25 protein-coding genes are annotated in these 26,981 nt (G+C 70.4%); 20 read left to right on the forward strand and 5 right to left on the reverse strand.

The annotated features are described in order from the left end of the window. The first annotated feature begins 149 nt into the window (after positions 1–149). The 3 genes from ACSYGO_RS26885 to ACSYGO_RS26895 all read left to right on the forward strand — a co-directional run bounded on the left by ACSYGO_RS26885 (position 150) and on the right by ACSYGO_RS26895 (position 2,733). Complete coding sequence (locus tag ACSYGO_RS26885; protein WP_426680640.1) at positions 150–974, forward strand: prepilin peptidase; 825 nt, start codon at positions 150–152, stop codon at positions 972–974. A 102-nt stretch (positions 975–1,076) separates the two neighbouring features. Beyond that, positions 1,077–2,276 carry a cyclic dehypoxanthinyl futalosine synthase gene (gene mqnC, locus ACSYGO_RS26890; RefSeq protein ID WP_432174459.1) on the forward strand — a complete coding sequence of 400 codons (1,200 nt, stop codon included), beginning with the start codon at positions 1,077–1,079 and terminating at the stop codon, positions 2,274–2,276. Positions 2,277–2,283: 7 nt separating this feature from the next. After that, positions 2,284–2,733 carry an imidazolonepropionase-like domain-containing protein gene (locus ACSYGO_RS26895; RefSeq protein WP_460387928.1) on the forward strand — a complete coding sequence of 150 codons (450 nt, stop codon included), beginning with the start codon at positions 2,284–2,286 and terminating at the stop codon, positions 2,731–2,733. A 191-nt stretch (positions 2,734–2,924) separates the two neighbouring features. On the opposite strand, the gene ACSYGO_RS26900 is transcribed toward ACSYGO_RS26895, so the two are convergent. Then, positions 2,925–3,977, reverse strand: a complete 1,053-nt coding sequence (locus tag ACSYGO_RS26900) for a chitinase (RefSeq protein WP_460387929.1) — start codon at positions 3,975–3,977, stop codon at positions 2,925–2,927. A 310-nt stretch (positions 3,978–4,287) separates the two neighbouring features. Here ACSYGO_RS26900 and ACSYGO_RS26905 point away from each other — a divergent pair, with 310 nt between their 5' ends. The 4 genes from ACSYGO_RS26905 to ACSYGO_RS26920 all read left to right on the forward strand — a co-directional run bounded on the left by ACSYGO_RS26905 (position 4,288) and on the right by ACSYGO_RS26920 (position 9,182). After that, a complete protein-coding gene (locus ACSYGO_RS26905; RefSeq protein ID WP_460387931.1) occupies positions 4,288–4,695 on the forward strand; it encodes a hypothetical protein in 408 nt (135 codons plus the stop codon). Positions 4,696–4,714: 19 nt separating this feature from the next. Continuing rightward, a complete protein-coding gene (locus tag ACSYGO_RS26910) occupies positions 4,715–7,012 on the forward strand; it encodes a bifunctional polysaccharide deacetylase/glycosyltransferase family 2 protein (protein WP_460387933.1) in 2,298 nt (765 codons plus the stop codon). Beyond that, complete coding sequence (locus tag ACSYGO_RS26915; RefSeq protein ID WP_460387935.1) at positions 7,013–8,395, forward strand: acyltransferase family protein; 1,383 nt, start codon at positions 7,013–7,015, stop codon at positions 8,393–8,395. Between the two features lie 94 nt (positions 8,396–8,489). Further along, positions 8,490–9,182 (forward strand): demethylmenaquinone methyltransferase, encoded by a 693-nt coding sequence (locus ACSYGO_RS26920; protein ID WP_095935927.1) that lies wholly within the window; start codon positions 8,490–8,492, stop codon positions 9,180–9,182. Positions 9,183–9,246: 64 nt separating this feature from the next. Here ACSYGO_RS26920 and ACSYGO_RS26925 read toward each other — a convergent pair whose 3' ends face one another. Next, positions 9,247–9,579, reverse strand: coding sequence for a PASTA domain-containing protein (locus tag ACSYGO_RS26925; RefSeq protein WP_426680647.1), 333 nt, complete (start codon positions 9,577–9,579; stop codon positions 9,247–9,249). Positions 9,580–9,840: 261 nt separating this feature from the next. Then, entirely contained in the window at positions 9,841–10,350 is a 510-nt protein-coding gene (locus tag ACSYGO_RS26930) for a GNAT family N-acetyltransferase (RefSeq protein WP_426680648.1), read from the reverse strand. Between the two features lie 100 nt (positions 10,351–10,450). Between ACSYGO_RS26930 and ACSYGO_RS26935 the strand changes: the two genes are divergently transcribed. After that, entirely contained in the window at positions 10,451–11,740 is a 1,290-nt protein-coding gene (locus ACSYGO_RS26935; protein ID WP_426680649.1) for a geranylgeranyl reductase family protein, read from the forward strand. 190 nt (positions 11,741–11,930) lie between these two features. Here ACSYGO_RS26935 and def read toward each other — a convergent pair whose 3' ends face one another. Next, entirely contained in the window at positions 11,931–12,557 is a 627-nt protein-coding gene (def, locus tag ACSYGO_RS26940) for a peptide deformylase (protein ID WP_460387938.1), read from the reverse strand. Positions 12,558–12,647: 90 nt separating this feature from the next. Between def and ACSYGO_RS26945 the strand changes: the two genes are divergently transcribed. Further along, positions 12,648–14,477: a hydroxysqualene dehydroxylase gene (locus tag ACSYGO_RS26945; protein ID WP_460387940.1), complete on the forward strand. Its 1,830-nt coding sequence runs from the start codon at positions 12,648–12,650 to the stop codon at positions 14,475–14,477. 116 nt (positions 14,478–14,593) lie between these two features. Here ACSYGO_RS26945 and ACSYGO_RS26950 read toward each other — a convergent pair whose 3' ends face one another. Further along, positions 14,594–15,433 (reverse strand): C40 family peptidase, encoded by an 840-nt coding sequence (locus ACSYGO_RS26950; protein WP_432188876.1) that lies wholly within the window; start codon positions 15,431–15,433, stop codon positions 14,594–14,596. A 713-nt stretch (positions 15,434–16,146) separates the two neighbouring features. On the opposite strand from ACSYGO_RS26950, the gene ACSYGO_RS26955 reads away from it, so the two are divergent. Genes ACSYGO_RS26955 through nuoK form a run of 11 tightly spaced genes read left to right on the forward strand, consistent with a single transcriptional unit; the run spans position 16,147 to position 26,967 of the window. Beyond that, the gene (locus tag ACSYGO_RS26955) at positions 16,147–16,506 is read left to right on the forward strand and encodes an NADH-quinone oxidoreductase subunit A (protein WP_007383963.1); all 360 of its coding nucleotides are present in this window, start codon (positions 16,147–16,149) and stop codon (positions 16,504–16,506) included. A 13-nt stretch (positions 16,507–16,519) separates the two neighbouring features. After that, positions 16,520–17,074, forward strand: coding sequence for a NuoB/complex I 20 kDa subunit family protein (locus ACSYGO_RS26960; RefSeq protein ID WP_003998928.1), 555 nt, complete (start codon positions 16,520–16,522; stop codon positions 17,072–17,074). Beyond that, positions 17,071–17,811, forward strand: a complete 741-nt coding sequence (locus ACSYGO_RS26965) for an NADH-quinone oxidoreductase subunit C (protein ID WP_426680653.1) — start codon at positions 17,071–17,073, stop codon at positions 17,809–17,811. Before ACSYGO_RS26960 ends, ACSYGO_RS26965 begins: the two co-directional genes overlap by 4 nt. Continuing rightward, positions 17,808–19,148, forward strand: coding sequence for an NADH-quinone oxidoreductase subunit D (locus ACSYGO_RS26970; RefSeq protein ID WP_426680654.1), 1,341 nt, complete (start codon positions 17,808–17,810; stop codon positions 19,146–19,148). Before ACSYGO_RS26965 ends, ACSYGO_RS26970 begins: the two co-directional genes overlap by 4 nt. Beyond that, on the forward strand, positions 19,145–19,990 hold the full coding sequence (gene nuoE / locus ACSYGO_RS26975) for an NADH-quinone oxidoreductase subunit NuoE (RefSeq protein ID WP_095935936.1): 846 nt from the start codon (positions 19,145–19,147) through the stop codon (positions 19,988–19,990). Before ACSYGO_RS26970 ends, nuoE begins: the two co-directional genes overlap by 4 nt. Next, positions 19,990–21,363 (forward strand): NADH-quinone oxidoreductase subunit NuoF, encoded by a 1,374-nt coding sequence (gene nuoF, locus ACSYGO_RS26980; protein WP_426680655.1) that lies wholly within the window; start codon positions 19,990–19,992, stop codon positions 21,361–21,363. Before nuoE ends, nuoF begins: the two co-directional genes overlap by 1 nt. After that, the gene (locus tag ACSYGO_RS26985; protein ID WP_460387943.1) at positions 21,360–23,864 is read left to right on the forward strand and encodes an NADH-quinone oxidoreductase subunit G; all 2,505 of its coding nucleotides are present in this window, start codon (positions 21,360–21,362) and stop codon (positions 23,862–23,864) included. The genes nuoF and ACSYGO_RS26985 overlap by 4 nt, the downstream gene beginning before the upstream one ends. Next, a complete protein-coding gene (gene nuoH / locus ACSYGO_RS26990) occupies positions 23,861–25,234 on the forward strand; it encodes an NADH-quinone oxidoreductase subunit NuoH (RefSeq protein ID WP_432174452.1) in 1,374 nt (457 codons plus the stop codon). Before ACSYGO_RS26985 ends, nuoH begins: the two co-directional genes overlap by 4 nt. Further along, positions 25,227–25,856, forward strand: a complete 630-nt coding sequence (gene nuoI / locus ACSYGO_RS26995) for an NADH-quinone oxidoreductase subunit NuoI (RefSeq protein WP_460387945.1) — start codon at positions 25,227–25,229, stop codon at positions 25,854–25,856. Before nuoH ends, nuoI begins: the two co-directional genes overlap by 8 nt. Further along, the gene (locus tag ACSYGO_RS27000) at positions 25,853–26,671 is read left to right on the forward strand and encodes an NADH-quinone oxidoreductase subunit J (protein WP_460387946.1); all 819 of its coding nucleotides are present in this window, start codon (positions 25,853–25,855) and stop codon (positions 26,669–26,671) included. Before nuoI ends, ACSYGO_RS27000 begins: the two co-directional genes overlap by 4 nt. Further along, on the forward strand, positions 26,668–26,967 hold the full coding sequence (nuoK, locus tag ACSYGO_RS27005) for an NADH-quinone oxidoreductase subunit NuoK (protein WP_003974374.1): 300 nt from the start codon (positions 26,668–26,670) through the stop codon (positions 26,965–26,967). Before ACSYGO_RS27000 ends, nuoK begins: the two co-directional genes overlap by 4 nt. The last annotated feature ends 14 nt before the right edge of the window (positions 26,968–26,981 follow it).

Raw genomic sequence — 26,981 nt, forward strand, 5'->3', positions numbered from 1 at the left:
CGCCGGTCCGCACGCCACCGGCGGGAGGCGGGCCCGCTGACCGCCCGGCGGGACGACGCCCCGCCGATCCGTCCCACGGACGGTGGCCCACCCGGCGTGCCCTGCGCGACGATGACCCGCGGCAGCAAACGAACTCTTGGGGTGAATGCGTGGACCTCGAACTCTGGGTGGCCGTCGGGGCCGCTCTCTGGGGCGCGGCGGCCGGGCTGCTGGTGCCCCGGCCCGCGTACCGCCTGTCCGTGCGGCCGGACGAGCCGTGGTGCGACCGCTGCCCCGAGGGACACGCCCTCACCGGCCCGGCACGCGGCTGGCTCGGGCTCGCCCGCTGCCCGGAGTGCGGCGGCCGGGGGCGTGCGCCCGGCATCCCGCGTACGGCGTCGCAGGTGTCCGGCGACGCGGGCCGGGTGGCCCTGGGCGACGCCCCGTCCGCATACGGCCCCGGCGTGTCTCTCATCTCCCTCACCACCGCGGTCGTCTGCGCCGGTCTCGCCCTCGCCACCGGTACCCGGCCGGAGCTCGCCGTCTGGCTGCTGCTCGCACCCCTCGGCGTGCTGCTCGCCGTGGTGGACTTCCGGGTGCAGCGGCTGCCGGACGTGCTGACCCTGCCGCTCGCCGGGGCCGCGCTCGTCTTGCTCGGGGCGGCCGCGCTCGTGCCCGAGCACGCCGGGGACTGGCTGACCGCGCTGTACGGGTCGCTCGCGCTCGGGGGCGCGTACTTCCTCCTCTTCCTCATCAACCCGAACGGCATGGGGTTCGGGGACGTGAAACTCGCGCTGGGCCTCGGGGCCGTACTCGGCTGGTACGGGTGGAGCGTGGTGCTGCTGGGCACCTTCGCCGGGTTCCTGTTCGGCGGGCTGTACGGGATGGGTTTGGTCGTGGTGCGGCGCGCCGGACGCAAGACGTCGATCCCCTTCGGGCCCTTCCTGGTCGCGGGCGCCTACGTGGGGCTGCTGATCGGCGCGTACGCGGCCTGAACGGGGCCGTGGCCACGGGGTGTGCGGGCTGGCGTCGAGCCCCCGAGGTGGCTGGCGTAGGCTGGATCGGTCCGCCCACACCCCTCCGAAAGGGACGCCCCGGTGACCGAGAAGGCCGACCTCCAGTCCGTCCTCGACCGTGCCGCCGCAGGCGGGCGGATCACCCCCGAGGAGGCGCTCGACCTCTACCGGGACGCCCCGCTGCACGCCCTGGGTGCCGCTGCCGACGCCGTGCGCCGCCGCCGGTACGCCGGTACGGAGCACATCGCGACGTACATCATCGAGCGCAACATCAACTACACGAACGTGTGCGTCACGGCGTGCAAGTTCTGCGCCTTCTACGCGGCCCCCAAGGACACCGCCAAGGGCTGGACGCGCGACCTCGACGACATCCTGCGGCGCTGCGCCGAGACCGTCGAGCTCGGCGGCACGCAGATCATGTTCCAGGGCGGTCACCACCCGGACTACGGCGTCGAGTACTACGAGAAGCACTTCTCCGCGATCAAGGCCGCGTACCCGCAGCTCGTCATCCACTCGCTCGGCGCGTCCGAGGTCGAGCACATGGCCCGCATCTCCAAGGTGAGCGTCGAGGAGGCGATCCAGCGCATCCACTCCGCCGGACTCGACTCCTTCGCCGGCGCCGGTGCCGAGCTGCTGCCGGAGCGGCCCCGCAAGGCGATCGCCCCGCTGAAGGAGAGCGGCGAGCGCTGGCTGGAGATCATGGAGACGGCGCACCGGCTCGGTGTGGAGTCGACGTCCACGATGCTCATGGGCACGGGCGAGACCAACGCCGAGCGCATCGAGCACCTGCGGATGATCCGTGACGTGCAGGACCGGACGGGCGGCTTCCGCGCCTTCATCCCGTACACGTACCAGCCCGAGAACAACCACCTCAAGGGCCGTACGCAGGCCACGCTCTTCGAGTACCTGCGGATGATCGCGATCGCCCGCCTCTTCCTCGACAACGTGGCGCACATCCAGGGCTCCTGGCTGACCACCGGCAAGGAGGCCGGCCAGCTCTCCCTGCACTACGGCGCGGACGACCTGGGCTCGATCATGCTGGAGGAGAACGTGGTGTCCTCCGCGGGCGCCAAGCACCGCTCCAACCGCATGGAGATCATCGACCTGATCCGCAAGGCCGACCGCGTGCCCGCCCAGCGGGCCACGACGTACGAGCACATCGTGGTCCACGACGACCCGGCGAACGACCCCGTCGACGAGCGCGTCATGTCCCACATCTCGTCGACCGCGATCGAGGGCGGTACGGCACACCCCGAGCTGAAGCTGCTCGCCTCCAACTAGCCACGCCGTGCTGACGATCCACACCGCCGACGAGCTCCGGCGCAGCTGGGGCGACACGGCGCCGCTCAAGGACGGCGCCGTGGCCGTCGAGGGGGACCGTGTCGCGGGCGTGGGGCCGCTGGACGAGCTGCTGGAGCGGTTCCCCGGGGCGCGCGTGCGCCGCTGGCCCGGCTCCCTCGGGCCCGCCCGCGTCCACGAAGGGGCCCTGCCCACGGCACCGAGCCCCCGCGAACGCGTGCACGCCGTACTGAAGTCGGGCGCCACCGCGGTGCTGGAGGCGTACGCGGACGACGCCGGCCTGCGCGCCGCGGCCGCGCGCAACGACGTCGCCGTGCTCGCGCACCCCCGGACACCGGTGATCACCGACAACGGGCGGGCCGACCTCGCGGTCTTCGACGCGGACGGGACGTGCCTCGCGACGGTGTGCGGGGGACGCCTGGTGCACCGGCGCCGCTAGACCGTCGTCGGACGGCGCACGACCTGGGTCCCGCCCGCCGGCACCCCGGACTCGCCTGCTGGCACCCCAGTCTTGCCCGCCAACACCCCTGGCCCGCCCGGGAGAACACTGGGCCTGCCCGCTAACACGCCGTGCTGGTAGGCGCGTTGCTCCGGCGTCGCGCGCACGCACCCCCGCGCGCGGCGGCCGGGTCAGCCGGCGAGGGCCTTCCCGAACGCCCCCGAACTCTGCTGCACCCCACTGCAGTCGGTGGCCGCGTCATCGGACTCGGCGTCGTCGTCCACGCACTGCCGGTCGCGGAACGTCGACCACATGGAGACCCACGCGACCTCCTTCTCCTCGGCGAACGCGCGGACCTGGGCGGCGTCGGAGAGCGTGAACGTCTCGTTGTCGACGTCGTTGACACCGATCATCGAGGTGAGCGCGAGGCCCTGCCAGGCGCCCGCGCCCGACAGCCCGAAGACGTCCTCCAGCTGGTCGTGGACCGCCTCGGCGGACGTGATCGCGTAGTCGCCCATGTCGCCCGCGTACGAACTGCCGTAGTTCATCGTCATGATGTCGACCGTGGCGACCTTCACGGAGTGGTCGTTGGCGGACTCCAGGAGGGCGAGGCTGTCGTCGTCGAGTCCGGACGGCATCACGGGCAGGGTGAAGGAGACCTCCAGATCGGTGCGCTCCTTCTGGAGCAGCGCGATCGCCTCGGAGCGCAGCGCCACCGAGTCGGAGTCGATCAGCTCGTCGCCCTCGATGTCGAAGTCCGCCTGGGACGAGCCGGCGGCGTCGAGCGCGGCACCGTAGGCCGCGGCGAGAGCGCTCGCGCTGTCGCAGGTGGAGGCGAGTTCCTTCCCGGAGGCTCCGCCGAAGGACACGCGCACGCTCGCACCCGACTTCTTCAGCGCCGAGATCCGCGACGCCACGGCAGAGTCGCCGAGGGCGTACGTCCCGTTCCACTTCGGCGTGCAGGAGCTGCCGTCGGAGATCACGAAGGCCAGGTTGTACGTCGTCGGCGACCCGCTGGAGTCCGTGGCGGAGGCGGTGGTGGCGCTCACGTACGGGGCGTACGAGGTGGCCGACGTCGAGCTGTCGCCGTCGCTGTCGCCGCCGCTGGGCGCGGGTGCCGTACGCGTCCCGCCCGACCGTGGGGAGGCCGTGTCCGACGCCCCGCCACCGTCCGAGGAGCACCCCGCACAGGCCAGCGCCACCAGGCAGACGAGCCCGGCGGCGGGCTTCAGGAAACTCCTCATTGCGTAAGCACCCGCTCTCGTGATCTCTGTCTCAGGACGGAAACAAACCACCGAATCCGTAGGGGAAATGTGGCACACCAGGTCGGGAATCCCGAATGGAGATCAGGCGGGACGATGCCGTGCGACGAAGGGGTCATAAGGGGGTGAAACGGTGCACTGAAGTGGGGCGTATCGCCCATCGGCGTGGCGGCCTGGGGAGACGGTCGTCCGGGAAATCTCATAGAGAAAGGACAGATTGAGGCGTCTCTCATGGGCGCCTCACATGGGAGACCGAGTTTCTCGCACATAAAGGCGCCTTAATCTCCGGGGAATGCAATCCGAGTCCGCCGTCGAAAGCCGCGCAACCGCCCGCGGCCGTCGCCGCAAACGCGGCCACGGGGCCGCCGAGGGCCCCGTCTTCGTTGACAACTCCGGGCGCAGAGCGCGCCTGCTGCGCCGCCTCGGCACGCTCGTCGGTGTCGTCTGCCTCGGGTACGCCTGCGTGCTCGGCATGGCCTTCATGGGCTGGGGCACCTCGCTGACGCCGTCCGCGCTGTTCCCCTTCGACGGTGGCCGGGCCGGATCCGCCCCCGGAGGCGGTGGCATGCGGCCGCAGGGCGGCACGGCCCCCACCGGCGCCCCCACCGGCGCCCCCACCGGGACCGCGCCGTCGGGCCTGCCCAGCGGCACCGCCCCTTCCTCCGCTCCCTCCGTGTCCGCCTCCACCGGCGCCAACTGACCGGGACGCAGCCACTCTCATGACTACGACGACGCCCTCGCGCGGCCGCCGCCGTGCCCCCTCCAGGATGGAGCGGGCCGCCGGCAGGGCCGCGGCGCTGCAGAAGCCGCGCGTCATCCTCGCCCTCCTGCTCCTGCTGGCCCTCGTCAGCGTGATGCTCCTCGACGGCTATCTGCGCTCCGAGATCGGCAACGACTCACGCGTGCGCGACGGCGCGGCCTACGACAAGGTCCCCGAGAAGATCCTCGACGGCGGGCCCATCCTGACCTTCGACAACGGCACGGCGAAGACCCAGTCGGTGCCGGCGAAGACCATCGTGCTCACCTTCGACGACGGGCCGACGGCCACCTGGACGCCCCAGGTCCTCGAGGTCCTGGAGGACAACGACGTCGAGGGCACCTTCTTCATGGTCGGCTCGATGGTCTCGCGCTACCCGGGCATCGTGAAGAAGCTCGTGGAGCAGGGCAACGAGGTGGGCATCCACACCTTCACCCACGTCGACCTCTCCTACCAGGGCGCGGCCCGGCTCAAGCGCGAGCTGAACCAGACCCAGCTCGCCCTCGCGGGCGCCGCGGGCGTCACCACCACGCTGTTCCGCGCCCCGTACTCGTCGGAGATCGACGCCGTCGACAACTACAGCTGGCCCGTCTACAAGGAGATCGGCGGTCTCGGCTACACCAGCGTCTTCGTCGACACCGACAGCGACGACTGGAAGAAGCCGGGCGTCTCGAAGATCGTCCAGTGGGCGACGCCGAAGAAGAACAAGGGCGCCATCGTCCTCATGCACGACGCGGGCGGCGACCGCTCGCAGACGGTCGAGGCGCTCGACACGTACATCAAGAAGATGAAGGCGAAGGGCTACACCTTCACCACGGTCAGCGGCGCGCAGGCCCGGCTGAACCGCTCAGGTGCCGACGGCACTCGGCAGGCCGCCGCCGGGGGAGCGGCCGGGGCGGACGGCCGAGGGGCGCGCCCCGGCTCGGCCGGCGCCGCCACGATCGACACCGAGCAGGCCGCCCACCGCACCGCCACCGGCGCGACGCTCTACGAGGGCAGGGCCCTCATCTGGGCCGTCGCCGTGGCCGAGTGGGTCGTACCGGCCCTGTCCTGGTTCCTCGTCGTCGTCGGAGTCGCCGTCATGGGCCGCTTCGCGATGATGCTGGTCCTCGCCCGCCGCCACCACCGGCAGCGCAACCGCGGGCGCGGCCGGGGCGGGAGGTTCAGCTGGGGGCCGCCGGTCACCGAACCCGTGTCCGTGATCGTGCCCGCCTACAACGAGAAGGAGTGCATCGCCAACACCCTCAAGTCGCTGGCCAGGAGCACCCATCCGATCGAGATCATCGTCGTCGACGACGGGTCGACGGACAACACGTCCGAGATCGCCGAGTCGCTCGGCATGCCCAACGTCCGGGTCGTCCGGCAGGAGAACGCGGGCAAGCCGGCCGCGCTCAACAACGGCGTACGCAACGCCAGATACGACATCGTCGTGATGATGGACGGCGACACCGTCTTCGAACCGGACGCCGTGCACCAGCTCGTGCAGCCCTTCGCCGACCCGGAGATCGGCGCGGTCGCGGGCAACGCCAAGGTCGGCAACCGCACCACCGTGATCGGCGCCTGGCAGCACATCGAGTACGTGATGGGCTTCAACCTCGACCGCCGCATGTACGACCTGCTGCGCTGCATGCCCACCATCCCGGGCGCCATCGGGGCCTTCCGCAGGGACGCGGTGCTGGAGGTCGGCGGCATGAGCGAGGACACGCTCGCCGAGGACACCGACATCACCATCGCCATGCACCGGGCGGGCTGGCGCGTCGTCTATCAGGAGCACGCCAGGGCCTGGACGGAGGCGCCGGGTTCGCTCAGGCAGCTGTGGTCGCAGCGCTACCGATGGTCGTACGGCACCATGCAGGCGCTGTGGAAGCACCGCAAGTCCCTGACGGACAAGGGCCCTTCGGGCCGCTTCGGCCGGGTGGGCATGCCCCTCGTCGTGCTCTTCCAGATCGTCACGCCGGTCTTCGCGCCGCTCATCGACGTGTTCACCCTCTACTCGATGGTCTTCGTGGACTTCCGCGCGGCCCTGCTCGCCTGGCTGGCCGTCCTCGCCGTCCAACTCGTCTGCGCCGCCTACGCCTTCCGGCTCGACCGGGAGAAGTACCGCTACCTCGCGATGCTGCCGCTCCAGCAACTCGCGTACCGGCAGATGATGTACCTGGTCCTGATCCACTCCTGCGTCACGGCCCTCACCGGCGGACGTCTGCGCTGGCAGAAACTCAAGCGCACGGGCGAGGTCGGCACCCCGGCGGGGGTGAGCTAGATGAGCTGGGACCAGGACCGTCAAGGGCAGTACGGGCAGTACCCGCAGCAGGGATACGGCTACGGATACGGCTACGAATCCGGATCCGTGCAGCAGCCCGATCCGTACGGCCATGGCGAGCAGCCCGATCCGTACGGCCGGGCCGGGCAGCCGCAGGCGTACGGCGAGCTGTCTCCCGAGTACACCGCCGCGGGCGGTGCTCCCGCGGCGCCGCACGGCTGGGACCCGACCGCACCGCCGGCCCCCGCGGAACCGGACCGCGCGGAACCTGACCCCGGCGGCGACACGGCGGAGCAACCACTCCCCGCGCCGGAGGAGTCCGCGCCGCGGACGGGAGCAGAAGCGGGAGCGCAGGGCCGCGACCGCTACTTCGACGCCCTCCGCGCCGTAGCCCTGGTGCGTGTCGTGACCTACCACACCTTCGGCTGGGCCTGGGCAGGCCTGGTCTTCCCCTCGATGGGCGTGATGTTCGCGCTCGCCGGCACCCTGATGGCGAAGTCCCTGGAACGGCCCGCCCTCAAGGTGGTCCGAAGCCGGATGCGGCGGCTGCTGCCGCCCTTCTGGTTCTGGGGGGTCTTCGTCGTGGTCGCCATGCTGATCCACGACTGGATGCCGGGCTGGCAGATCGTGTTCTGGATCGTGCCGGTCGGCGACCCGCCGGGCAACCAGTGGGGCGCACAGGCCTGGGAGATCCTCTGGTACCTGCGGACGTACCTCTGGTTCGTGCTGCTCTCCCCGCTGCTCCTGCGGATCTTCCGCAGGGCCCCGATCCCCGTCCTGCTGCTGTCCCTCGTTCCGATCGTGGTCTTCCAGTACGTCTGGCAGCCGCCGTACGACCGCTTCGGCAGCGCCCTCACGGACCTGGCGACGTACGGGTTCTGCTGGCTCCTCGGATTCGCGCACCGCGAGGGTGTGCTCCAGCGGCTGAGGCCGGGGCCGGTCGTCCTGGCGTCGCTGGCCGCCCTCGCCTGCGGAGGCTGGTACGCGTTCGCGCAACAGGCGGCGGCCGGCACCTACGACCTGGACGAGATCCCGCTCGCGCAGGCCTTCTGGTCGGCCGGCTTCGTGACGCTCCTGATGTACTTCAAGGCGTACTACGACGTGGACTTCGCGTGGCTCGCCCGCTTCCGGCGCCTCGACCGGATCGTGACGATCTTCAACGGCCGGGCCGTGACGATCTATCTCTGGCACGAGATCGCCCTGGTGCTCGCGGTCCCGCTGATCGATCAGTTCTGGAAGGTGCCGGCCTTCGAGAAGTGGCTCCCGCTGGAGAGCCAGTGGTTCATGTTCGGCATCGGCTGGCTGCTGATCTGGATCGCCGTCCCGCTCTTCGGCTGGGTCGAGGACGTGGCGGCCAGGAAGAAGCCGAGACTCCTTCCCTGAGCGGGGCCCGGCGGAGGTCTCCAGGGGGGACGCGGGGCCGGCGTACGGGCCGGGTGCCGGAGAGTCGCCCGGCCCGTACTGCCACAATGGGCCCGTGACCCGCGCATCCCTGGACAAGCAGCCGCACGAAGTCGCCTCGATGTTCGACGACGTGGCGGAACGGTACGACCTGACGAACGACCTGCTGTCGCTGGGCCAGGACAGGGTGTGGCGCAGAGAGGTCGCCAAGGCCGTCGACGCGCGGCCCGCGCAGAAGATCCTCGACCTCGCGGCCGGTACGGCGACCTCCTCGCTGCCCTTCGCGCGCACCGGCGCCTACGTCGTCCCCTGCGACTTCTCCCTGGGGATGCTGCGGGTCGGCAAGAGGAACCACCCGTGGCTGCCGCTCACCGCGGGCGACGCGACGAAGCTGCCCTTCAAGGACGACACCTTCGACGCGGTCACCATCTCCTTCGGGCTGCGCAACGTGCAGGACACCGACACCGCGCTGAGCGAGCTGTACCGGGTGACGAAGCCCGGCGGGCGGGTCGTGATCTGCGAGTTCTCGCACCCCACCTGGGCGCCGTTCCGCACGGTGTACACCGAGTACCTGATGCGCGCGCTGCCGCCGGTCGCCCGCGCCGTCTCCTCCAACCCGGATGCGTACGTCTATCTCGCCGAGTCCATCCGTGCCTGGCCGACGCAGCCCGAACTGGCCGAGCGGCTGCGCAAGGCGGGCTGGTCGAAGGTGGCGTGGCGGAACCTGACGGGCGGGGTCGTGGCCCTGCACCGGGGCTTCAAGGCCTGACCGCGGCGCGGCCGGCCACGGAGCGGTCGGCGCGCGGGCCGCGGCGGTGTACCGGCGCGGTCGCTCAGTGCGGCACCACGAAAGGATCACCGGGCTCGTCGAGTTCGCGGCGCATCCCGCCCGACGGCGGACGTGGCAGGCGCGGCTCGCGCACCCCCGCGCCGCCCTCCGAGTCACCGAGGTCGAACCACACGGTGACCAGGGCACCGCGCGGGACCTCCACGCCGGGTGGCGGGTACTGCCGTACGACATAGTCGACGACCGTGCGCAGGAAGTCGGGCCGGTCCGGTGCGACGAGCAGCACCCCTTGCGCCTCGGCCGTCTCACGCGCGTCCACGGCCATCAGGCCGACGAGCCGCGGTACGCGCACTTCGGGTGTCTTGGGTGTTATCTGCACAAGCTTCACCCCCAGCGGTACCGGAAGGGTAAGCCTCCGCCGGTGCCATCCGGAAGTCGTCAGAGGCGCCGCCGGTCCCGCGCGGGCCGGTGCGGGGGAGCGCTCGGGCCGGCGGCAGGGGTGCCGCGCCGGCCCCGCGCGAGCCGATGCCGGGCGCAGTCGGGCGCAGTCGGGCCGCGCGGGCCGCTGCCGGGGGTGGCGCCGGGTCACGCGGGCGGGGCCGGGGGTGCCGCCGCGCCGCGCGGGCCGGTGCCGGGGCGCTCAGGCCAGTGTCAGGCGGTAGCGGTGGCCCTCCTGGCCCGTCACCGGAGTCGTGAACCGCTCGGCGAGCTCCATGCCGAGCCGCTTCGTGACGGCGATGGAGCGTTCGTTGCGTGCGTTGACCATGGCCACGACATCATGGACCCCGGCCGCGCGGACCCGCTCCAGGGTGGTGCGGGCCGCCGCCGTGACGTACCCCTTGCCCCAGTGCGCCCGTCCCAGCCGCCAGCCGATCTCGATCTCGCCGGTCGGCCCCCACCCGTGCGGCCACGGCTGCGCCCCCGTGAAGCCCAGCACCTCTCCCTCCGGGCCGACCATCGTCCACAGGCAGAAGCCGTGCTCCGCGTCGTGCCGCCGCTGCCGCGCGGTGAGCTCCTCGTACACGGACAGTTCGGCCGCCCTGCCCCCGTGGAACTCCATGACCTCCGGGTCTGCGAAGATCCGGTGCCAGGCGAAGGCGTCCTCGTCGGTGGGGACACGGAGCCGTACGTCGGGGAGAGCTCGGTTCACGGGGGGCAGCCCTTCAGCCGGGTGATCAGTACCGCTGCATAGACTGCCCATGTCCAGTGCCCGTCGGCACGTTGATTTCGAGTCTTGGGGAGACCCCGCCGTGACCGAGCCCCAGCCCCTCTCCGAAAACACCGCCGATGTCATCGTCGTCGGGGCCGGGCCAGCCGGTTCCACCACCGCGTACTACCTCGCGAAGGCGGGGCTCGACGTCCTGCTCCTGGAGAAGACCGCGTTCCCGCGGGAGAAGGTGTGCGGTGACGGCCTGACCCCGCGCGCCACCAAGCAGCTCGTCTCGATGGGCATCGACATCTCGGAGGAAGCGGGCTGGCTCCGGAACAAGGGCCTGCGGATCATCGGCGGCGGTGTGCGCCTCCAGCTGGACTGGCCGGATCTCGCCTCCTTCCCCGACTACGGACTCGTGCGCAAGCGGGACGACTTCGACGAACAGCTGGCGCGGCAGGCGCAGAAGGCGGGCGCGCGGCTGTACGAGCGCTGCAACGTCGGCGCCCCGATCGTCGACGACCGCACCGGCCGCATCACCGGCGTCCACGCCAAGCTCGGTGAGGAGAAGCGCGAGGTCACCTTCCACGCCCCGCTCGTCGTCGCCGCCGACGGCAACTCCACGCGGCTCTCCCTGGCGATGGGGCTGCACCGCCGCGAGGACCGTCCGATGGGCGTCGCGGTCCGGACGTACTTCACCTCGCCGCGTCACGAGGACGACTACCTGGAGTCCTGGCTGGAACTGTGGGACCGGCGCGGTCCCGAGGACCGTCTCCTGCCCGGCTACGGCTGGATCTTCGGCATGGGCGACGGCACGTCGAACGTCGGCCTCGGCGTCCTCAACACCTCCGACTCCTTCAAGGAACTGGACTGGCGCGAGGTGCTCAAGGCCTGGTGCGCGTCCATGCCGGAGGACTGGGGCTACACCCCGGAGAACATGACGGGCCCGATCCGCGGCGCCGCCCTCCCGATGGCCTTCAACCGCCAGCCGCACTACACCAAGGGCCTGTTGCTGGTCGGCGACGCCGGCGGCCTGGTGAACCCCTTCAACGGCGAGGGCATCGCCTACGCCATGGAGTCCGGCCAGATCGCCGCCGACGTCATCGTCCAGGCGCACTCGCGCGCCACACCGGCGCAGCGCGAACTCGCCCTCCAGCGCTACCCGCGCGTCCTCAAGGACACCTACGGCGGCTACTACACGCTCGGCCGCGCGTTCGTGAAGCTCATCGGCAACCCGAAGGTCATGAAGATCGCCACGCAGCGCGGGCTGACCCACCCGATGCTGATGAAGTTCACGCTGAAGATGCTCGCGAACCTGACGGACCCGACCGGCGGCGACGCGATGGACCGGATCATCAACGGCCTAAGCAAGGTCGCGCCGAAGGCCTAGCTTCGGCGCCGCCCCCTCCGTCCGAGGGAGCGGCACCGGTGACGCCTCGACCGAGAGCACGCCCTCCCCGGGGCCGCCCTGCGTGAGGGGGGCGGCACCGGGACGCTCACCGGGCCGCCCGCCCGCGGCCGTGGAAGGCGCGGTCCGCGAGGCCCCTCTCGGGGACCGGGCGGCGCCGGCAGGGCTCGCCTCAGGAACCGAGCGCCTCCAGATGGGCGGCCCGGCGCGCGAAGACCTCCTCGCGCCGGTCCGCCACCTGCCGCAGGGCCTCCTTGCGCTCCCGCCCGGAGAGCCGGTCCAGATAGACCCGCCCGCCCAGGTGGTCGGTCTCGTGGGCGAGGCAGCGGGCGAAGTACCCGGTGCCCTCGACGCGGACCGGACGGCCGTCCCGGTCCTGCCCGCGCACGACGGCCCGGTCCGGACGCGGTACGTCCATCACGGCGCCCGGCACCGACAGGCAGCCCTCGCCCTCGTCGAGCAGCCGGCGCCCGGCCGGGTCGAGCGGCTCCAGCACCGGATTGACGATGTGCCCGACGTGCCGGACCCCCGCGTCGTCCGGGCAGTCGTAGACGAACAGGCGCAGCGCGACCCCGACCTGGTTCGCCGCGAGACCGGCGCCTTCCGCGACGTACATCGTCAGGAACATGTCGTCGATGAGCGCGGCGAGATCGGGCCCGAACTCGGTCACGTCCCGGCATGGCTTGTGCAGCACCTCCTCGCCGACCTCGGTGATCCGTCGTACCGCACCCCGCCGGGCCTCCGGCGCGAGCCGCGGATACGTGTCGACGGGGCTTCCCTGGACGAACACACGTGGCATGACTGTCTCTCCCGGTGATTGTGAGGATGCTGTGGGTGGCGGGCCGACGGGGTTCCGGCTTCCGGAGCCCCTCCCTACCCTCCGTTGCTCATGACAACAGAACACGCGCTGCAGTCCCAGGAGCACACCGGACAGACCCGCAGACGTTTCCTGGCCGCGGCCGGAGGAGCGGTAGGAGCCACGGCCGCCGCCGTCTCCTTAGGGACGGCCGGGAGCGCCGCGGCCGCTCCGGCCCCGGGCAGGCGGGTCGCCGTCCTCGGCGGCGGGGTCTCGGGCCTCAGCGCCGCCCACGAACTCGCCGAGCGCGGCTACGCCGTGACCGTCTACGAGTACTACGACCGACTCGGCGGCAAGGCCCGCTCGATGGACGTCCCCGGGACCGGCGCCGGTGGACGCGGACCGCTCCCCGGCGAGCACGGCTTCCGTTTCTTTCCCGGTTTCTACCGGAACCTCCCGGACACGATGCGCCGCATCCCCTTCCCCGGCAACACGGGCGGAGTCCACGACAACCTCCGCGGCGGCACCGAGGCGCTGTTCGCGCGGGACGCGGGCCGGCCCGACCTCCACTTCCCGCTGCGCCGGGCCACCACGGTGCCCGCCCCCGGCGACATCACTCCGTCCTGGCTCCGCGACCAGATCCTCTCCGTCCTCGACCTCGGCACCCGCCTGCCGGCCCACGAGGCCGCCTACTTCGCCGACCGGCTGCTCGTCCACCTCACCAGTTGCGACGCCCGCCGTGAGGACCAGTGGGAGAAGGTGCCCTGGTGGGACTTCATCCGCGCGGGCGAGATGAGCACGGAGTACCAGACCCTGCTGGGCATCGGGCAGACCCGCAACCTCGTCGCCACCCGCGCCGAGATCGCCTCCACCCGCACGGTCGGCCGCGTCATCATCGAGGCCCTCCTGCTGTGGGGGCTGCTGGGCCGCGGCATGGACGGCGACGCCGACGTCGACCGCGTCCTGAACGCGCCGACGAGCGAGGCGTGGATCGACCCCTGGGAGACGCATCTGCGTTCCCTCGGTGTCGAGTTCGTCCTCGGCACCCAGGTCCGGGAGGTGCTGTACGCGCAGGGCCGGGTGACGGGGGTCCGTGTGTCGGACCGTGACGGGGGCCGGGAGCGGACGGTCACCGCCGACCACTACCTCTCCGCGATGCCCGTGGAGCACGCCCGCGCGACCTGGGGCCCCGCCCTGCGCGCGGCGGACCGGCAGCTCGGCCGGTGCGACGCGCTGCGGACGGACTGGATGACCGGCGTGATGTTCTACCTGCGCACGCCCACCCCGGTCGTGCACGGCCACATCAACTGCCTCGACTCACCGTGGTCGGTGACGGGCATCGGCCAGGCCCAGTTCTGGGACGTACGGGACTTTTCGCGCGACTACGGCGACGGCGAGGCCCGCGACTGCCTGTCCGTGATCGTCTCCGAGTGGGACAAACCCGGGATCCTGTACGGCAGGACGGCCCGTGAGTGCACCAAGGAAGAGATCGTCGCCGAACTGTGGGCGCAGCTGAAGGACGGGCTGAACGACTCCGGGAAAACGACGCTCAGGGACGAGGACCGGATCGGCTGGTTCATGGACCCGGCCGTGACGGGTCTGGGCGGCCCGGACCCGCAGAACCGCGAGCAGCTCCTCATCCATCCCACGGGCACGCTCTACAACCGGCCCACCGCCGGCACCGCGGTCCCGAACTTCTTCCTCGCCGGCGACTACGTCCGCACGGACGTCGACCTGGCGACGATGGAGGGCGCGAACGAATCGGCGCGGCGGGCCGTCAACGCACTGCTGGAAGCGGACGATTCGGACACCGAGCGGTGTCGCGTCTGGGAGCTGTACCGCCCCCCGGAGATGGAGCCGCTGAAGCGGGTGGACGAACTCCGCCACAAGCTCGGCCTGCCGAACACCTTCGACCTCGGATAGGCGGTCCCGGACAGGGGCGCGGAGCCGGAGGGAGGCGGGAAGGCGGCAGGACGGAGACGCGGGCGGGCAGCACGAAAGGGCCGCCGCCCCGAGGCGGCGGCCCTCACGGCGAGGGCTCAGAGGACGCGGACCGCGCCCGTGGCCGGATAGCCCGAAAGGTCCTGAATCACCACACCCTTGGAGGGGTTGGCGGCGTCCAGGTACTGGCCGTTCCCGATGTACACACCCACGTGGTACGCCGAACCGGCGGAACCCCAGTACAGGATGTCGCCGACCTGGAGGTTGGACAGCGAGACCGGCGTGCCGGACGTCGACTGGTCCTGCGAGACGCGCGGCAGGTCGACACCGACCTGCTTGAACGCGGCCTGCACGAGGCCCGAGCAGTCCCACGCGTTCGGGCCCGTGCCGCCCATGACGTAGGCGTCGCCGACCTGCGCCTTGAGGAAGGCGATGACGGTCGCGACGCTTCCGCTGGCCGGGGCGGAGACGTTCGTGGACGTGGACGCGGAGGCGGAGAGGGTGGTCCGCTCCGACGAGCGCGAGGCGGCCTCGGCGGCGGCAGCCCTGCGCGCGGCTTCGGCGGCGGCCTTCTTCTTGGCCTCGGCCTTGTGCTTGGCCTCGGCGAGGTCCGCCTTGGCCTGCTTTGCGGCCTTTGCGGCGGCCGCGTCACGCTCCGCCTGCAGCTCGTAGTTGGCCGCGGCCTGCTGGGTGGCGTCCGCGGACTGCGCGACCTGGGTGGCCAGGTCGGCCGTCAGGGTGGGCAGTTCGAGGGTCTGCGTCACGGGCTCGGCGGCGTTCGCCGAACCGGACGCACCGGCCACGGCCAGGGTGCTGAGGACGCCACCGGCAACACCGGCGCGCATCGCGAGCGCCGACGCGTTGCGACGGGGTTTCCGGTGGCTTCGTATGTGAGCGGTGTGGGACATGGGTACAAGCGGTACCAGGGGCTCCTCCATACCTTCAAGAAACGTGTGGTGCGCCACAGTTGTTCAATCGGCCGCCGAAATCGTCGCGCGTCACTCTTTATTGACGCCGTAACGGGCATTGCGGACAGCCCTCGTCAAGCCCGTGATCATGGGCTTTCTGTATTACGTCCGAATTGCCCGCCACCTACCACCGGTTGAAGCCGATGGCCAAGCCCGGTTTATCTGACCCATAGGCAGATGTGGCGCAGGTCACGGAACGGTCACCGGGGCGACGGCGTCCCGCGCGTGAGCTCCACCCGTCCCCCGCTCGTGAACGCGTGCACGCGTCCACATCGGCCGCGGAGCTCCCTCCGAAGTGTGAACGCGGTCCTCTATCAAGGGTCCGCGTCCAACTCGAATTTGCATGCAGAGGAAGTCTCTTGATATGGAGACGCCGCCTCGGACCTGCGGTGACGAGCGGAAATGTCACCTCTGGTGATCGACCGGACGCTTCGCGTATGAAGATCACTGCTCATACGACTTCATGATCGTTCGTCAGGTGGTGGAGATCACAAAGCTTGTGTAATACCCCGTGTCGCAGATCACAGACCGGCGGGCATAAGATGCGAGGCAGTCGGGCTTGTGACCTGCTTCACATGTTCGCGATCTTCGCCGGGACGGGTGGAGCTCGTGGGGCCTGTGGGGCGGGAGTGCTTGCCCGCCGAACCGCCACCAGTCAGTGCCGACTGAGAGGAGCGAGGAGCGTGAACGCGTATGCGCCGATCCTCGTACTGGGAGCCCTCGGGGCAGGCTTTGCGATCTTCTCCGTGGTCATGGCCACGCTGATCGGTCCGAAGCGGTACAACCGCGCCAAGCTCGAAGCCTACGAGTGCGGCATCGAGCCGACCCCCACGCCGGCCGGCGGCGGGCGCTTCCCCATCAAGTACTACCTGACGGCGATGCTCTTCATCGTCTTCGACATCGAGATCGTCTTCCTCTACCCCTGGGCCGTCACCTTCGACGCCCTGGGTGTTTTCGGGCTCGTGGAGATGCTGCTCTTCGTGCTCACCGTCTTCGTCGCGTACGCGTACGTATGGCGGCGCGGCGGCCTGGAATGGGACTGAGGGGCCTTAAGACATGGGACTCGAAGAAAAGCTGCCGAGCGGATTCCTGCTGACCACCGTCGAGCAGGCCGCGGGATGGGTGCGCAAGGCGTCCGTCTTCCCCGCGACGTTCGGACTCGCCTGTTGCGCCATCGAGATGATGACCACCGGCGCCGGGCGCTACGACCTGGCGCGCTTCGGCATGGAGGTCTTCCGCGGGTCGCCGCGACAGGCGGACCTGATGATCGTCGCCGGCCGGGTCAGCCAGAAGATGGCGCCGGTGCTGCGGCAGGTCTACGACCAGATGCCCAATCCCAAGTGGGTGATCTCCATGGGGGTTTGTGCCTCATCGGGTGGAATGTTCAACAACTACGCCATTGTGCAGGGAGTCGACCACATCGTCCCGGTCGACATCTATTTGCCGGGCTGTCCGCCACGGCCCGAGATGCTGATGGACGCGATCCTCAAGCTCCACCAGAAGATCCAGACCTCCAAGCTCGGCGTGAACGCCGAGGAGGCGGCCCGCGAGGCGGAGGAAGCGGCGCTCAAGGCGCTCCCCACCATCGAGATGAAGGGCCTGCTGCGGTGAGCGACGCGAACGGCAACGGAGTCAACCCCGAGAAGGACCTCGGAGCCTCGAACCTCCCCGGCCAGCGTGGCGAGGGCGGCGAGGAGATCCGCGTCCAGCGGGGCATGTTCGGCGCCGACAACGGCGGCGACACCTCGGGTTACGGCGGCCTGGTCCGCTCCGTCCGGCTCCCGGGCCCGGCCACCCGCCCCTACGGCGGCTGGTTCGACGAGGTCGCCGACGAGCTGGAGGGCGCCCTGGAGGAACAGGGACTCGTCCCCGACAACGCCGTCGAGAAGACGGTCGTCGACCGCGGCGAGATCACCTTCCACATCGAGCGCGAGCACCTGGTCCGCGTCGCCCAGACCCTGCGCGACGACCCGGCCCTCCGCTTCGAGCTGTGCACCGGTGTCTCCGGGGTCCACTACCCGCACGACAAGGGCCGCGAGCTGCACGCCGTCTACCACCTGCGCTCGATCACCCACAACCGGCTGATCCGGCTGGAGGTCAGCGCCCCCGACGCCGACCCGCACGTCCCCTCGCTCGTCTCCGTCTATCCGACCAACGACTGGCACGAGCGCGAGACGTACGACTTCTTCGGACTGATCTTCGACGGCCACCCGGCACTGACGCGGATCATGATGCCGGACGACTGGCAAGGCTTTCCGCAGCGCAAGGACTACCCCCTCGGCGGCATCCCCGTCGAGTACAAGGGCGCCCAGATCCCGGCTCCGGACCAGCGGAGGTCGTACTCATGAGCACGCAGACCCCTTCTTCTGCATCAGCCGCGTCGGCCCGCGAGACGACCGAGGGCACCGTCTACACGGTCACCGGCGGTGACTGGGACGAGATCGCCCAGACCGCGGCCACCTCCGACGACGAGCGCATCATCGTCAACATGGGTCCGCAGCACCCGTCCACGCACGGCGTGCTCCGGCTCATCCTGGAGATCGACGGCGAGACGGTCACCGAGGCCCGCTGCGGCATCGGCTACCTCCACACCGGCATCGAGAAGAACCTCGAGTTCCGCACGTGGACGCAGGGCACCACGTTCGTGACGCGCATGGACTACCTGACGCCGTTCTTCAACGAGACGGCGTACTGCCTCGCGGTCGAGAAGCTCCTCGGCATCGAGGACCAGGTCCCCGACCGCGCCACGATCATCCGCGTCCTCATGATGGAGCTGAACCGGCTCTCGTCCCACCTCGTGTGCATCGCCACCGGCGGCATGGAACTCGGCGCCACCACGATCATGATCTACGGATTCCGTGATCGTGAACTCATTCTCGACATCTACGAGCTGATCACCGGCCTGCGGATGAACCACGCCTACATCCGCCCCGGCGGCCTCGCCCAGGACCTGCCCCCGGGCGCCGTGGACCAGATCCGCGAGTTCGTGAAGAAGATGAAGAAGAACCTTCCCGAGTACGACAAGCTCGCCACCGGGAACCCCATCTTCAAGGCCCGCATGCAGGACGTCGGCTACCTCGACCTGGCCGGCTGCATGGCCCTCGGCGCCACCGGCCCGATCCTCCGCTCCGCCGGCCTGCCGCACGACCTGCGCAAGTCCCAGCCGTACTGCGGCTACGAGACGTACGACTTCGAGGTGCCGACCGCCGACACCTGCGACTCCTACGGCCGCTTCCTGATCCGCCTGGAGGAGATGCGGCAGTCGCTGCGCATCGTCGAGCAGTGCCTGGACCGGCTCCAGCCGGGACCGGTGATGGTCGCCGACAAGAAGATCGCCTGGCCCGCCCAGCTCGCGCTCGGCCCCGACGGTCTCGGCAACTCCCTCGACCACATCAAGAACATCATGGGCACCTCCATGGAGGCCCTGATCCACCACTTCAAGCTGGTGACCGAAGGCTTCCGCGTCCCGCCGGGCCAGGCGTACGTCGCGGTCGAATCGCCCAAGGGCGAGCTCGGGGTGCACGTCGCGTCCGACGGAGGCACCCGCCCCTACCGGGTCCACTTCCGGGACCCGTCCTTCACCAATCTCCAGGCCATGGCGGCGATGTGCGAGGGCGGCCAGGTCGCCGACGTCATCGTCGCCGTGGCGTCCATCGACCCCGTGATGGGAGGCGTCGACCGGTGACCACCACCCCCTCCGAGGGCGTCAGCCTGGGCATGCCCCACCTGCCCGCGCCCGACTACCCGGACGACGTCCGGGCCAGGCTCGAAGCCGACGCGCGGGAGGTCGTCGCCCGCTATCCGGACTCCCGCTCGGCGCTCCTGCCGCTGCTGCACCTCGTGCAGTCGGAGGAGGGCCACGTCACGCGGACGGGAATGCGGTTCTGCGCGGAGGTGCTCGGCCTGACCACGGCCGAGGTCACCGCGGTCGCGACCTTCTACTCGATGTACCGGCGCAAGCCCTCCGGCGACTACCAGGTGGGCGTCTGCACCAACACCCTGTGCGCGGTCATGGGCGGCGACGCGATCTTCGAGGCACTCCAGGACCACCTGGGCGTCGGCAACGGCGAGACCACCGAGGACGGCAAGGTCACCCTGGAGCACATCGAATGCAACGCGGCCTGCGACTTCGCGCCGGTCGTGATGGTCAACTGGGAGTTCTTCGACAACCAGACCGTGGACTCCGCGAAACGCCTCGTCGACGACCTGGTCGCCGGAGCACAGGTCGAGCCCACTCGCGGTGCCCCGCTGTGCACCTTCAAGGACACCGCCCGGATCCTCGCGGGCTTCCCCGACGAGCGCGCCGGAGCCGTCGAGGCGAGCGGCAGCGCCGGCCACGCGTCGCTGATCGGGCTCCGGCTGGCCAAGGGTGAGGCCGCCCCCGCGCGCGTGGTGCACCCGCGCGGCGGCGGGGCGCCTCAGGACCAGCCGCACCCCGAGCACCTGAGCTCGCACGACGCGCCGCAGGACACATCGGCCTCCGACCCGGCCCACCCGGCGGGTCCCGTCGCCGAGGAGGGGGAGTGATGACCTTGTCCACCCAATACGGGAGCACCTCGCAGCCGGAGGCCGGGGGAGAGTCCAGCCCCGAGAAGCTGCTGGCGCCCGTGCTCTCGGCCTTCTGGGACGAGGAGAAGTCCTGGACGCTGGACGTCTACCGCAGGCACGACGGATACGAGGGTCTGCGCAAGGCGCTCGCGATGTCGCCGGACGACCTCATCGCCTATGTCAAGGAATCCGGACTGCGCGGTCGCGGCGGTGCCGGATTCCCCACCGGAATGAAGTGGCAGTTCATTCCGCAGGGCGACGGCAAGCCGCACTATCTGGTTGTCAACGCCGACGAGTCGGAGCCGGGAACCTGCAAGGACATCCCGCTCCTCTTCGCGAACCCGCACAGCCTCATCGAGGGCATTGTGATCGCGTGCTACGCCATCCGGTCTTCGCATGCCTTCATCTATCTGCGCGGTGAAGTGGTCCCCGTCCTGCGGCGGCTGCACGAGGCCGTGCGCGAGGCATACGAGGCGGGCTACCTCGGCGAGAACATCCTGGGCAGCGGGCTCGACCTCCAGCTCACCGTGCACGCGGGCGCGGGCGCGTACATCTGCGGCGAGGAGACCGCACTGCTCGACTCGCTCGAAGGCCGCCGCGGCCAACCGCGGCTCCGTCCCCCCTTCCCTGCCGTCGCGGGCCTCTATGCGTGCCCGACTGTGGTGAACAACGTCGAATCCATCGCATCCGTTCCCGCAATCCTGCACAAAGGCAAGGAATGGTTCAGGTCGATGGGCAGCGAGAAGTCCCCGGGCTTCACGCTCTACTCGCTCAGCGGCCATGTCGCGAACCCCGGCCAGTACGAGGCCCCGCTCGGCATCACCCTCCGCCAGCTCCTCGACATGAGCGGCGGAATGCGGCCCGGCCACCGGCTGAAGTTCTGGACGCCGGGCGGCTCCTCCACGCCGATGTTCACCGACGAGCACCTCGACGTCCCCCTCGACTACGAAGGGGTCGGCGCCGCGGGTTCCATGCTCGGCACCAAGGCGCTCCAGTGCTTCGACGAGACGACCTGCGTGGTGCGGGCCGTCACCCGGTGGACCGAGTTCTACGCCCACGAGTCCTGCGGCAAGTGCACGCCGTGCCGTGAAGGGACGTACTGGCTCGTGCAGTTGCTGCGCGACATCGAGGCCGGCAAGGGCCTCATGTCCGACCTCGACAAGCTGAACGACATCGCCGACAACATCAACGGCAAGTCGTTCTGCGCCCTCGGCGACGGCGCCGCCTCGCCGATCTTCTCCTCGCTCAAGTACTTCCGTGAGGAGTACGAGCAGCACATCACGGGCCGCGGCTGCCCCTTTGACCCGGCCAAGTCCACCGCTTGGGCCGACCGCACGGAGGTGAACGCATGACAGTGACCACCAGCGCTCCCTCCGGAGGCGGGGAGGCTGCGGTCCCGCGGGAAGATCTCGTCTCGCTGACGATCGACGGGGCCGAGATCAGCGTGCCCAAGGGCACCCTGGTCATCCGGGCCGCCGAGGAGCTCGGCATCGAGATCCCCCGGTTCTGCGACCATCCGCTGCTCGACCCGGCGGGGGCCTGCCGCCAGTGCATCGTCGAGGTCGAGGGCCAGCGCAAGCCCATGGCGTCCTGCACGATCACGTGTACGGACGGGATGGTCGTCAAGACTCATCTCACCTCCCCGGTGGCGGAGAAGGCCCAGCACGGCGTGATGGAGCTGCTGCTCATCAACCACCCGCTGGACTGCCCGGTCTGCGACAAGGGCGGCGAGTGCCCGCTGCAGAACCAGGCCATGTCGCACGGCAACGCCGAGTCCCGCTTCGAGGGCAGGAAGCGGACGTACGAGAAGCCGGTGGCGATCTCCACGCAGGTGCTGCTCGACCGGGAGCGGTGCGTGCTGTGCGCCCGTTGCACCCGCTTCTCCAACCAGATCGCCGGCGACCCGATGATCGAGCTGATCGAGCGCGGCGCGCTCCAGCAGGTCGGCACAGGTGAGGGCGACCCCTTCGAGTCGTACTTCTCGGGCAACACCATCCAGATCTGCCCGGTCGGCGCGCTGACGTCGTCGGCGTACCGATTCCGCTCGCGCCCCTTCGACCTCATCTCCTCGCACTCCGTGTGCGAGCACTGCTCCGGAGGCTGCGCCACGCGCACCGACCACCGGCGCGGCAAGGTCATGCGGCGCCTCGCGGCCCCGGACCCCGAGGTCAACGAGGAGTGGATCTGCGACAAGGGACGGTTCGGGTTCCGGTACGCGCAGCAGCGCGACCGCCTGGAGACGCCCCTCGTGCGCGGTGCGTCGGGTGAGCTGGAGCCCGCCTCCTGGCCGGAGGCGCTGGAAGCGGCGGCGCAGGGGCTGCTCGCGGCCCGGGGCCGGACCGGTGTCCTCACCGGCGGCCGGCTCACCGTCGAGGACGCCTACGCCTACAGCAAGTTCGCGCGCGTGGCCCTCGACACGAACGACATCGACTTCCGCGCGCGCGTGCACAGCGCCGAGGAGGCCGACTTCCTGGCGGCCCGCGTCGCCGGACGGGGCCGGGACCTGGACGGCTCGGGCGTCACCTACACCTCCCTGGAGAAGGCGCCCGCCGTCCTGCTGGTCGGCTTCGAGTCGGAGGAGGAGGCGCCCGGCGTCTTCCTGCGGCTGCGCAAGGCCTGGCGCGGGCACCGCCAGAAGACGTTCTCGCTCGCCACGCACGCGACGCGCGGACTGGAGAAGGCGGGCGGCGTCCTGCTGGCCGCCGCGCCCGGCACCGAGACCGAATGGCTGGACGCCCTCGCGAGCGGTGTCGGCCTGGAGGGCGACGGAGCCGAGGCCGCGCAGGCGCTGCGCACCGAGGGCGCCGTGATCGTCGTCGGTGAGCGCCTCGCCTCCGTGGTCGGCGGGTTCACCGCGGCCGTACGCGCCGCGTCCGCCACGGGCGCCCAGCTGGTGTGGATTCCGCGCCGGGCAGGGGAGCGCGGCGCGATCGAGGCGGGCGCGCTGCCGTCGCTGCTGCCGGGCGGACGCCCGGCCACCGACCCCCGCGCGCGAGAGGAGGTCGCCGCCGCCTGGGGCGTCTCCGAGCTCCCGCACCGCTACGGCCGTGACACCGGCCGGATCGTCGAGGCCGCCGCGGGCGGCGAACTGCGCGCCCTGCTGGTGGCGGGCGTGGAGGTCGCCGACCTCCCGGACCCGGCACGCGCGCGTGCCGCCCTGTCCGAAGTGGGCTTCGTGGTGTCGCTGGAGCAGCGCCCCAGCGAGGTCACCGAGCGCGCCGACGTGGTGCTTCCCGTCGCGGCCGTCGCCGAGAAGGCGGGCACCTTCCTCAACTGGGAGGGCCGCGCCCGCCTCTTCGAGGCCGCGCTCAAGCCCGACCAGATGACCCGACGCCTGGCACCCACCGACGCACGCATCCTGCAGATGCTGGCCGACGCCATGGACGTGCACCTGGGCCTGCCGGACCTGCGCACCGCGCGCGGCGAGCTGGACCGGCTCGGCGCCTGGGACGGGCCGCGGGCCACCGAGCCCCTGGAGAGCGCCGTGCAGCTGCCGCGGCCGGCCGCCGGCGAGGCCGTCCTCGCCGGACACCGTCTGCTGCTCGACCAGGGCCGCCTCCAGGAGGGCGACCCGGCGCTCGCCGGGACCCGGCACGCCGCACGCGCGCGCGTGTCGGCCGCCACGGCCGCCGAGGCGGGCGTCGGGAACGGCGACCTCCTCGCCGTGACCGGTCCCTCCGGAGTGGTCGAACTCCCCCTCCAGATCACCGAGATGCCCGACCGCGTGGTCTGGCTCCCGCTGAACTCCACCGGAACGGGCGTCGCCTCCGACACCGGGGCGCGACCCGGCGCACTCGTCCGTATCGGTCCGGCGGGCTCCGCCGCCGAGGCCCCCAAGGAGGTGGAGGCATGAGCCCGTACCTCGCCGCTGAAGACCTCTCCATGTTCGGCCGCGACCCGTGGTGGCTGGTCGTCATCAAGGCGGTCTTCTGCTTCGCCTTCCTCATGCTGACCGTGCTCTTCTCCATCGTGTGGGAGCGCAAGGTCGTCGCGTGGATGCAGCTGCGCATCGGCCCGAACCGGCACGGCCCCTGGGGCATGCTCCAGTCGCTCGCCGACGGCATCAAGCTGATGCTCAAGGAAGACGTCATCGTCAAACGCGCGGACAAGGTGGTCTACGTCCTCGCGCCGATCGTCGCGGCCATCCCGGCCTTCATGGCGATCGCGGTGATCCCCTTCGGCCCCGCGGGCAACGAGATCTCGATCTTCGGCCACCGCACCACGATGCAGCTGACCGACCTGCCGATCGCGATGCTCTACATCCTCGCGGTCGCCTCCGTCGGCATCTACGGCATCGTGCTGGCGGGCTGGAGCTCCGGATCGACCTACCCCCTGCTGGGCGGTCTGCGGTCCTGCGCGCAGATGATCTCCTACGAGATCGCCATGGGCGCCGCCTTCGCCTCGGTGTTCCTCTACTCCGGGTCGATGTCCACCTCGACGATCGTCGAGCAGCAGCAGGACCGCTGGTACATCATCCTGCTGCCGGTCTCGTTCCTGATCTACATCGTGACGATGGTCGGAGAGACCAACCGCGCGCCGTTCGACATGCCGGAGTCCGAGGGCGACCTCGTCGGCGGCTTCAACACCGAGTACTCGTCGATCAAGTTCGCGCTGTTCATGCTCGCCGAGTACGTGAACATGGTGACGGTCTCGGCGGTGTCGGTGACGCTCTTCCTGGGCGGCTGGCGGGCCCCGTGGCCGATCAGCACCTTCTGGGAGGGCGCCAACCACGGCTGGTGGCCGATGGCGTGGTTCGTCATCAAGGTGCAGCTGCTGCTCTTCTTCTTCATCTGGCTGCGCGGCACGCTCCCGCGCGTCCGCTACGACCAGCTGATGAAGCTCGGCTGGAAGGTCCTCATCCCGGTCTCCGTGGTCTGGCTGATGCTCGTCGCGACCGTACGGACGCTCAGGAACGAGAACTACGACTTCGCGGACATCGCCCTGTACGTGGGCGGCGGCGTCCTCGTCCTGCTGCTGCTCTCCTTCGTCGCGGACATCTTCCGCGACAAGCAGGGGGCCCGGGAGGTGCCCGCCGAACCCGCCGCCTTCGACCCGATGGCCGGTGGATTCCCCGTGCCGCCGCTGCCGGGGCAGGAGTTGCCACCGGTGCCGAGGCGCCGCTCGCGCCGCGAGCGGGAGCTCATTGTCAGTGGCGGGTCCGATACTGCGAGTGACGGATCAATGGGTGGAACTCGTGACGGAAAGGAGGGGTCCGATGGCTGAGGAGCCGAAGGAGACCAAGCAGGGTTTCCAGAACCCCGTCGCCGGCTTCGGCGTGACCTTCAAGGCCATGTTCAAGAAGCGGCTGACCGAGCAGTACCCGGAGCAGCAGAAGACCACCGCTCCGCGGTTCCACGGCCGGCACCAGCTCAATCGCCATCCGGACGGCCTGGAGAAGTGCGTCGGCTGTGAGCTCTGCGCCTGGGCCTGCCCCGCGGACGCGATCTACGTGGAGGGCGCGGACAACACCGACGAGGAGCGCTACTCGCCGGGCGAGCGGTACGGCCGCGTCTACCAGATCAACTACGCCCGCTGCATCCTGTGCGGACTGTGCATCGAGGCGTGCCCCACGCGCGCGCTCACGATGACGAACGAGTTCGAGCTGGCCGACTCCAGCCGGGCCAACCTCATCTACACCAAGGAGCAGCTGCTCGCCGGGCTCGACGAGGGCATGGTCGACACACCGCACGCGATCTTCCCGGGCACCGACGAGCAGGACTACTACCGGGGCCTGGTGACCGAGGCCGCGCCCGGCACGCAGCGCCAAGTGGCCCTCTCCAAGGGCGAGGTGCCCGTCTCGGCGAACGCGCCGGGTGCGCCCGCCGGTGAGGAGGCGGAGGAATGAGCGCACAGCTGGCCGCATACTTCACCTCCACCGGGGAGGCCTTCCAGTTCTGGGTCCTGGGCACCGTCGCCGTGATCGGCGCCCTGTGCACCGTCTTCATGAGGAAGGCCGTGCACAGCGCGCTCTGCCTCGCCGGGACCATGATCATCCTTGCGGTGTTCTACCTGGCCAACGGCGCGTACTTCCTGGGCATCGTCCAGATCGTCGTCTACACGGGCGCGATCATGATGCTGTTCCTGTTCGTGGTCATGCTCGTCGGTGTCACCGCTGCGGACTCGCTGAAGGAGACCATCAAGGGGCAGCGCTGGCTGGCCCTGGTGTGCGGTCTCGGCTTCGGCGTCCTGCTCCTCGGCGGCATCGGCAACGCCTCCATCAAGGACTTCAACGGCCTGGCCAAGGCGAACGCGAACGGCAATGTGGAGGGCCTCGCCGCCCTCATCTTCACGAAGTACGTGTTCGCGTTCGAGATCACCGGCGCCCTGCTCATCACGGCCGCCGTCGGCGCCATGGTGCTCACGCACCGCGAGCGCACCGAGCGCGCCAAGACCCAGCGCGAGCTGGCCGAGCAGCGTGTGCGCGAGGGCAAGCACGTACCGCCGCTCCCGGCGCCCGGCGTCTACGCCCGGCACAACGCGGTGGACATCGCGGGCCTGCTCCCCGACGGCACCCCGGCCGAGCTGACCGTGAACAAGACGCTGCGCGAGCGCGGCCAGATCCGTGACGTGTCGACCGAGGCACTGAGCGATCTGAAGGCCCTGGAGCAGCGTGCCGAGGAGCGCCTGGAGCGCACGAAGACGGGGGAGGGGTCGAAGTGAACCCGGTCAACTACCTCTATCTCGCGGCCCTGTTGTTCACGATCGGTGCCACCGGCGTACTGATCAGACGCAACGCGATCGTGGTGTTCATGTGCATCGAGCTCATGCTCAACGCCTGCAACCTCGCGTTCGTCGCCTTCTCCCGCATGCACGGCAATCTCGACGGCCAGATCATCGCCTTCTTCACGATGGTCGTCGCCGCCGCGGAGGTCGTGGTCGGGCTCGCGATCATCGTGTCGCTGTTCCGTTCCCGCCACTCGGCCTCGGTCGACGACGCCAGCCTGATGAAGCTCTGAGGGGTCGCTGAATC

The sequence above is a fragment of the Streptomyces krungchingensis genome (assembly GCF_054729265.1).

Coding starts and splice junctions, on each gene's coding strand:
- ACSYGO_RS26985 (WP_460387943.1), top strand. CDS start 21,360: ATGACAGTGACCACCAGCGCTCCCTCCGGAGGCGGGGAGGCTGCGGTC.
- ACSYGO_RS27000 (WP_460387946.1), top strand. CDS start 25,853: ATGAGCGCACAGCTGGCCGCATACTTCACCTCCACCGGGGAGGCCTTC.
- ACSYGO_RS26910 (WP_460387933.1), top strand. CDS start 4,715: ATGACTACGACGACGCCCTCGCGCGGCCGCCGCCGTGCCCCCTCCAGG.
- ACSYGO_RS26905 (WP_460387931.1), top strand. CDS start 4,288: ATGCAATCCGAGTCCGCCGTCGAAAGCCGCGCAACCGCCCGCGGCCGT.
- ACSYGO_RS26915 (WP_460387935.1), top strand. CDS start 7,013: ATGAGCTGGGACCAGGACCGTCAAGGGCAGTACGGGCAGTACCCGCAG.
- nuoI (WP_460387945.1), top strand. CDS start 25,227: ATGGCTGAGGAGCCGAAGGAGACCAAGCAGGGTTTCCAGAACCCCGTC.
- nuoF (WP_426680655.1), top strand. CDS start 19,990: ATGACCTTGTCCACCCAATACGGGAGCACCTCGCAGCCGGAGGCCGGG.
- ACSYGO_RS26900 (WP_460387929.1), bottom strand. CDS start 3,977: ATGAGGAGTTTCCTGAAGCCCGCCGCCGGGCTCGTCTGCCTGGTGGCG.
- ACSYGO_RS26950 (WP_432188876.1), bottom strand. CDS start 15,433: ATGGAGGAGCCCCTGGTACCGCTTGTACCCATGTCCCACACCGCTCAC.
- ACSYGO_RS26960 (WP_003998928.1), top strand. CDS start 16,520: ATGGGACTCGAAGAAAAGCTGCCGAGCGGATTCCTGCTGACCACCGTC.
- nuoH (WP_432174452.1), top strand. CDS start 23,861: ATGAGCCCGTACCTCGCCGCTGAAGACCTCTCCATGTTCGGCCGCGAC.
- def (WP_460387938.1), bottom strand. CDS start 12,557: ATGCCACGTGTGTTCGTCCAGGGAAGCCCCGTCGACACGTATCCGCGG.
- ACSYGO_RS26970 (WP_426680654.1), top strand. CDS start 17,808: ATGAGCACGCAGACCCCTTCTTCTGCATCAGCCGCGTCGGCCCGCGAG.
- ACSYGO_RS26945 (WP_460387940.1), top strand. CDS start 12,648: ATGACAACAGAACACGCGCTGCAGTCCCAGGAGCACACCGGACAGACC.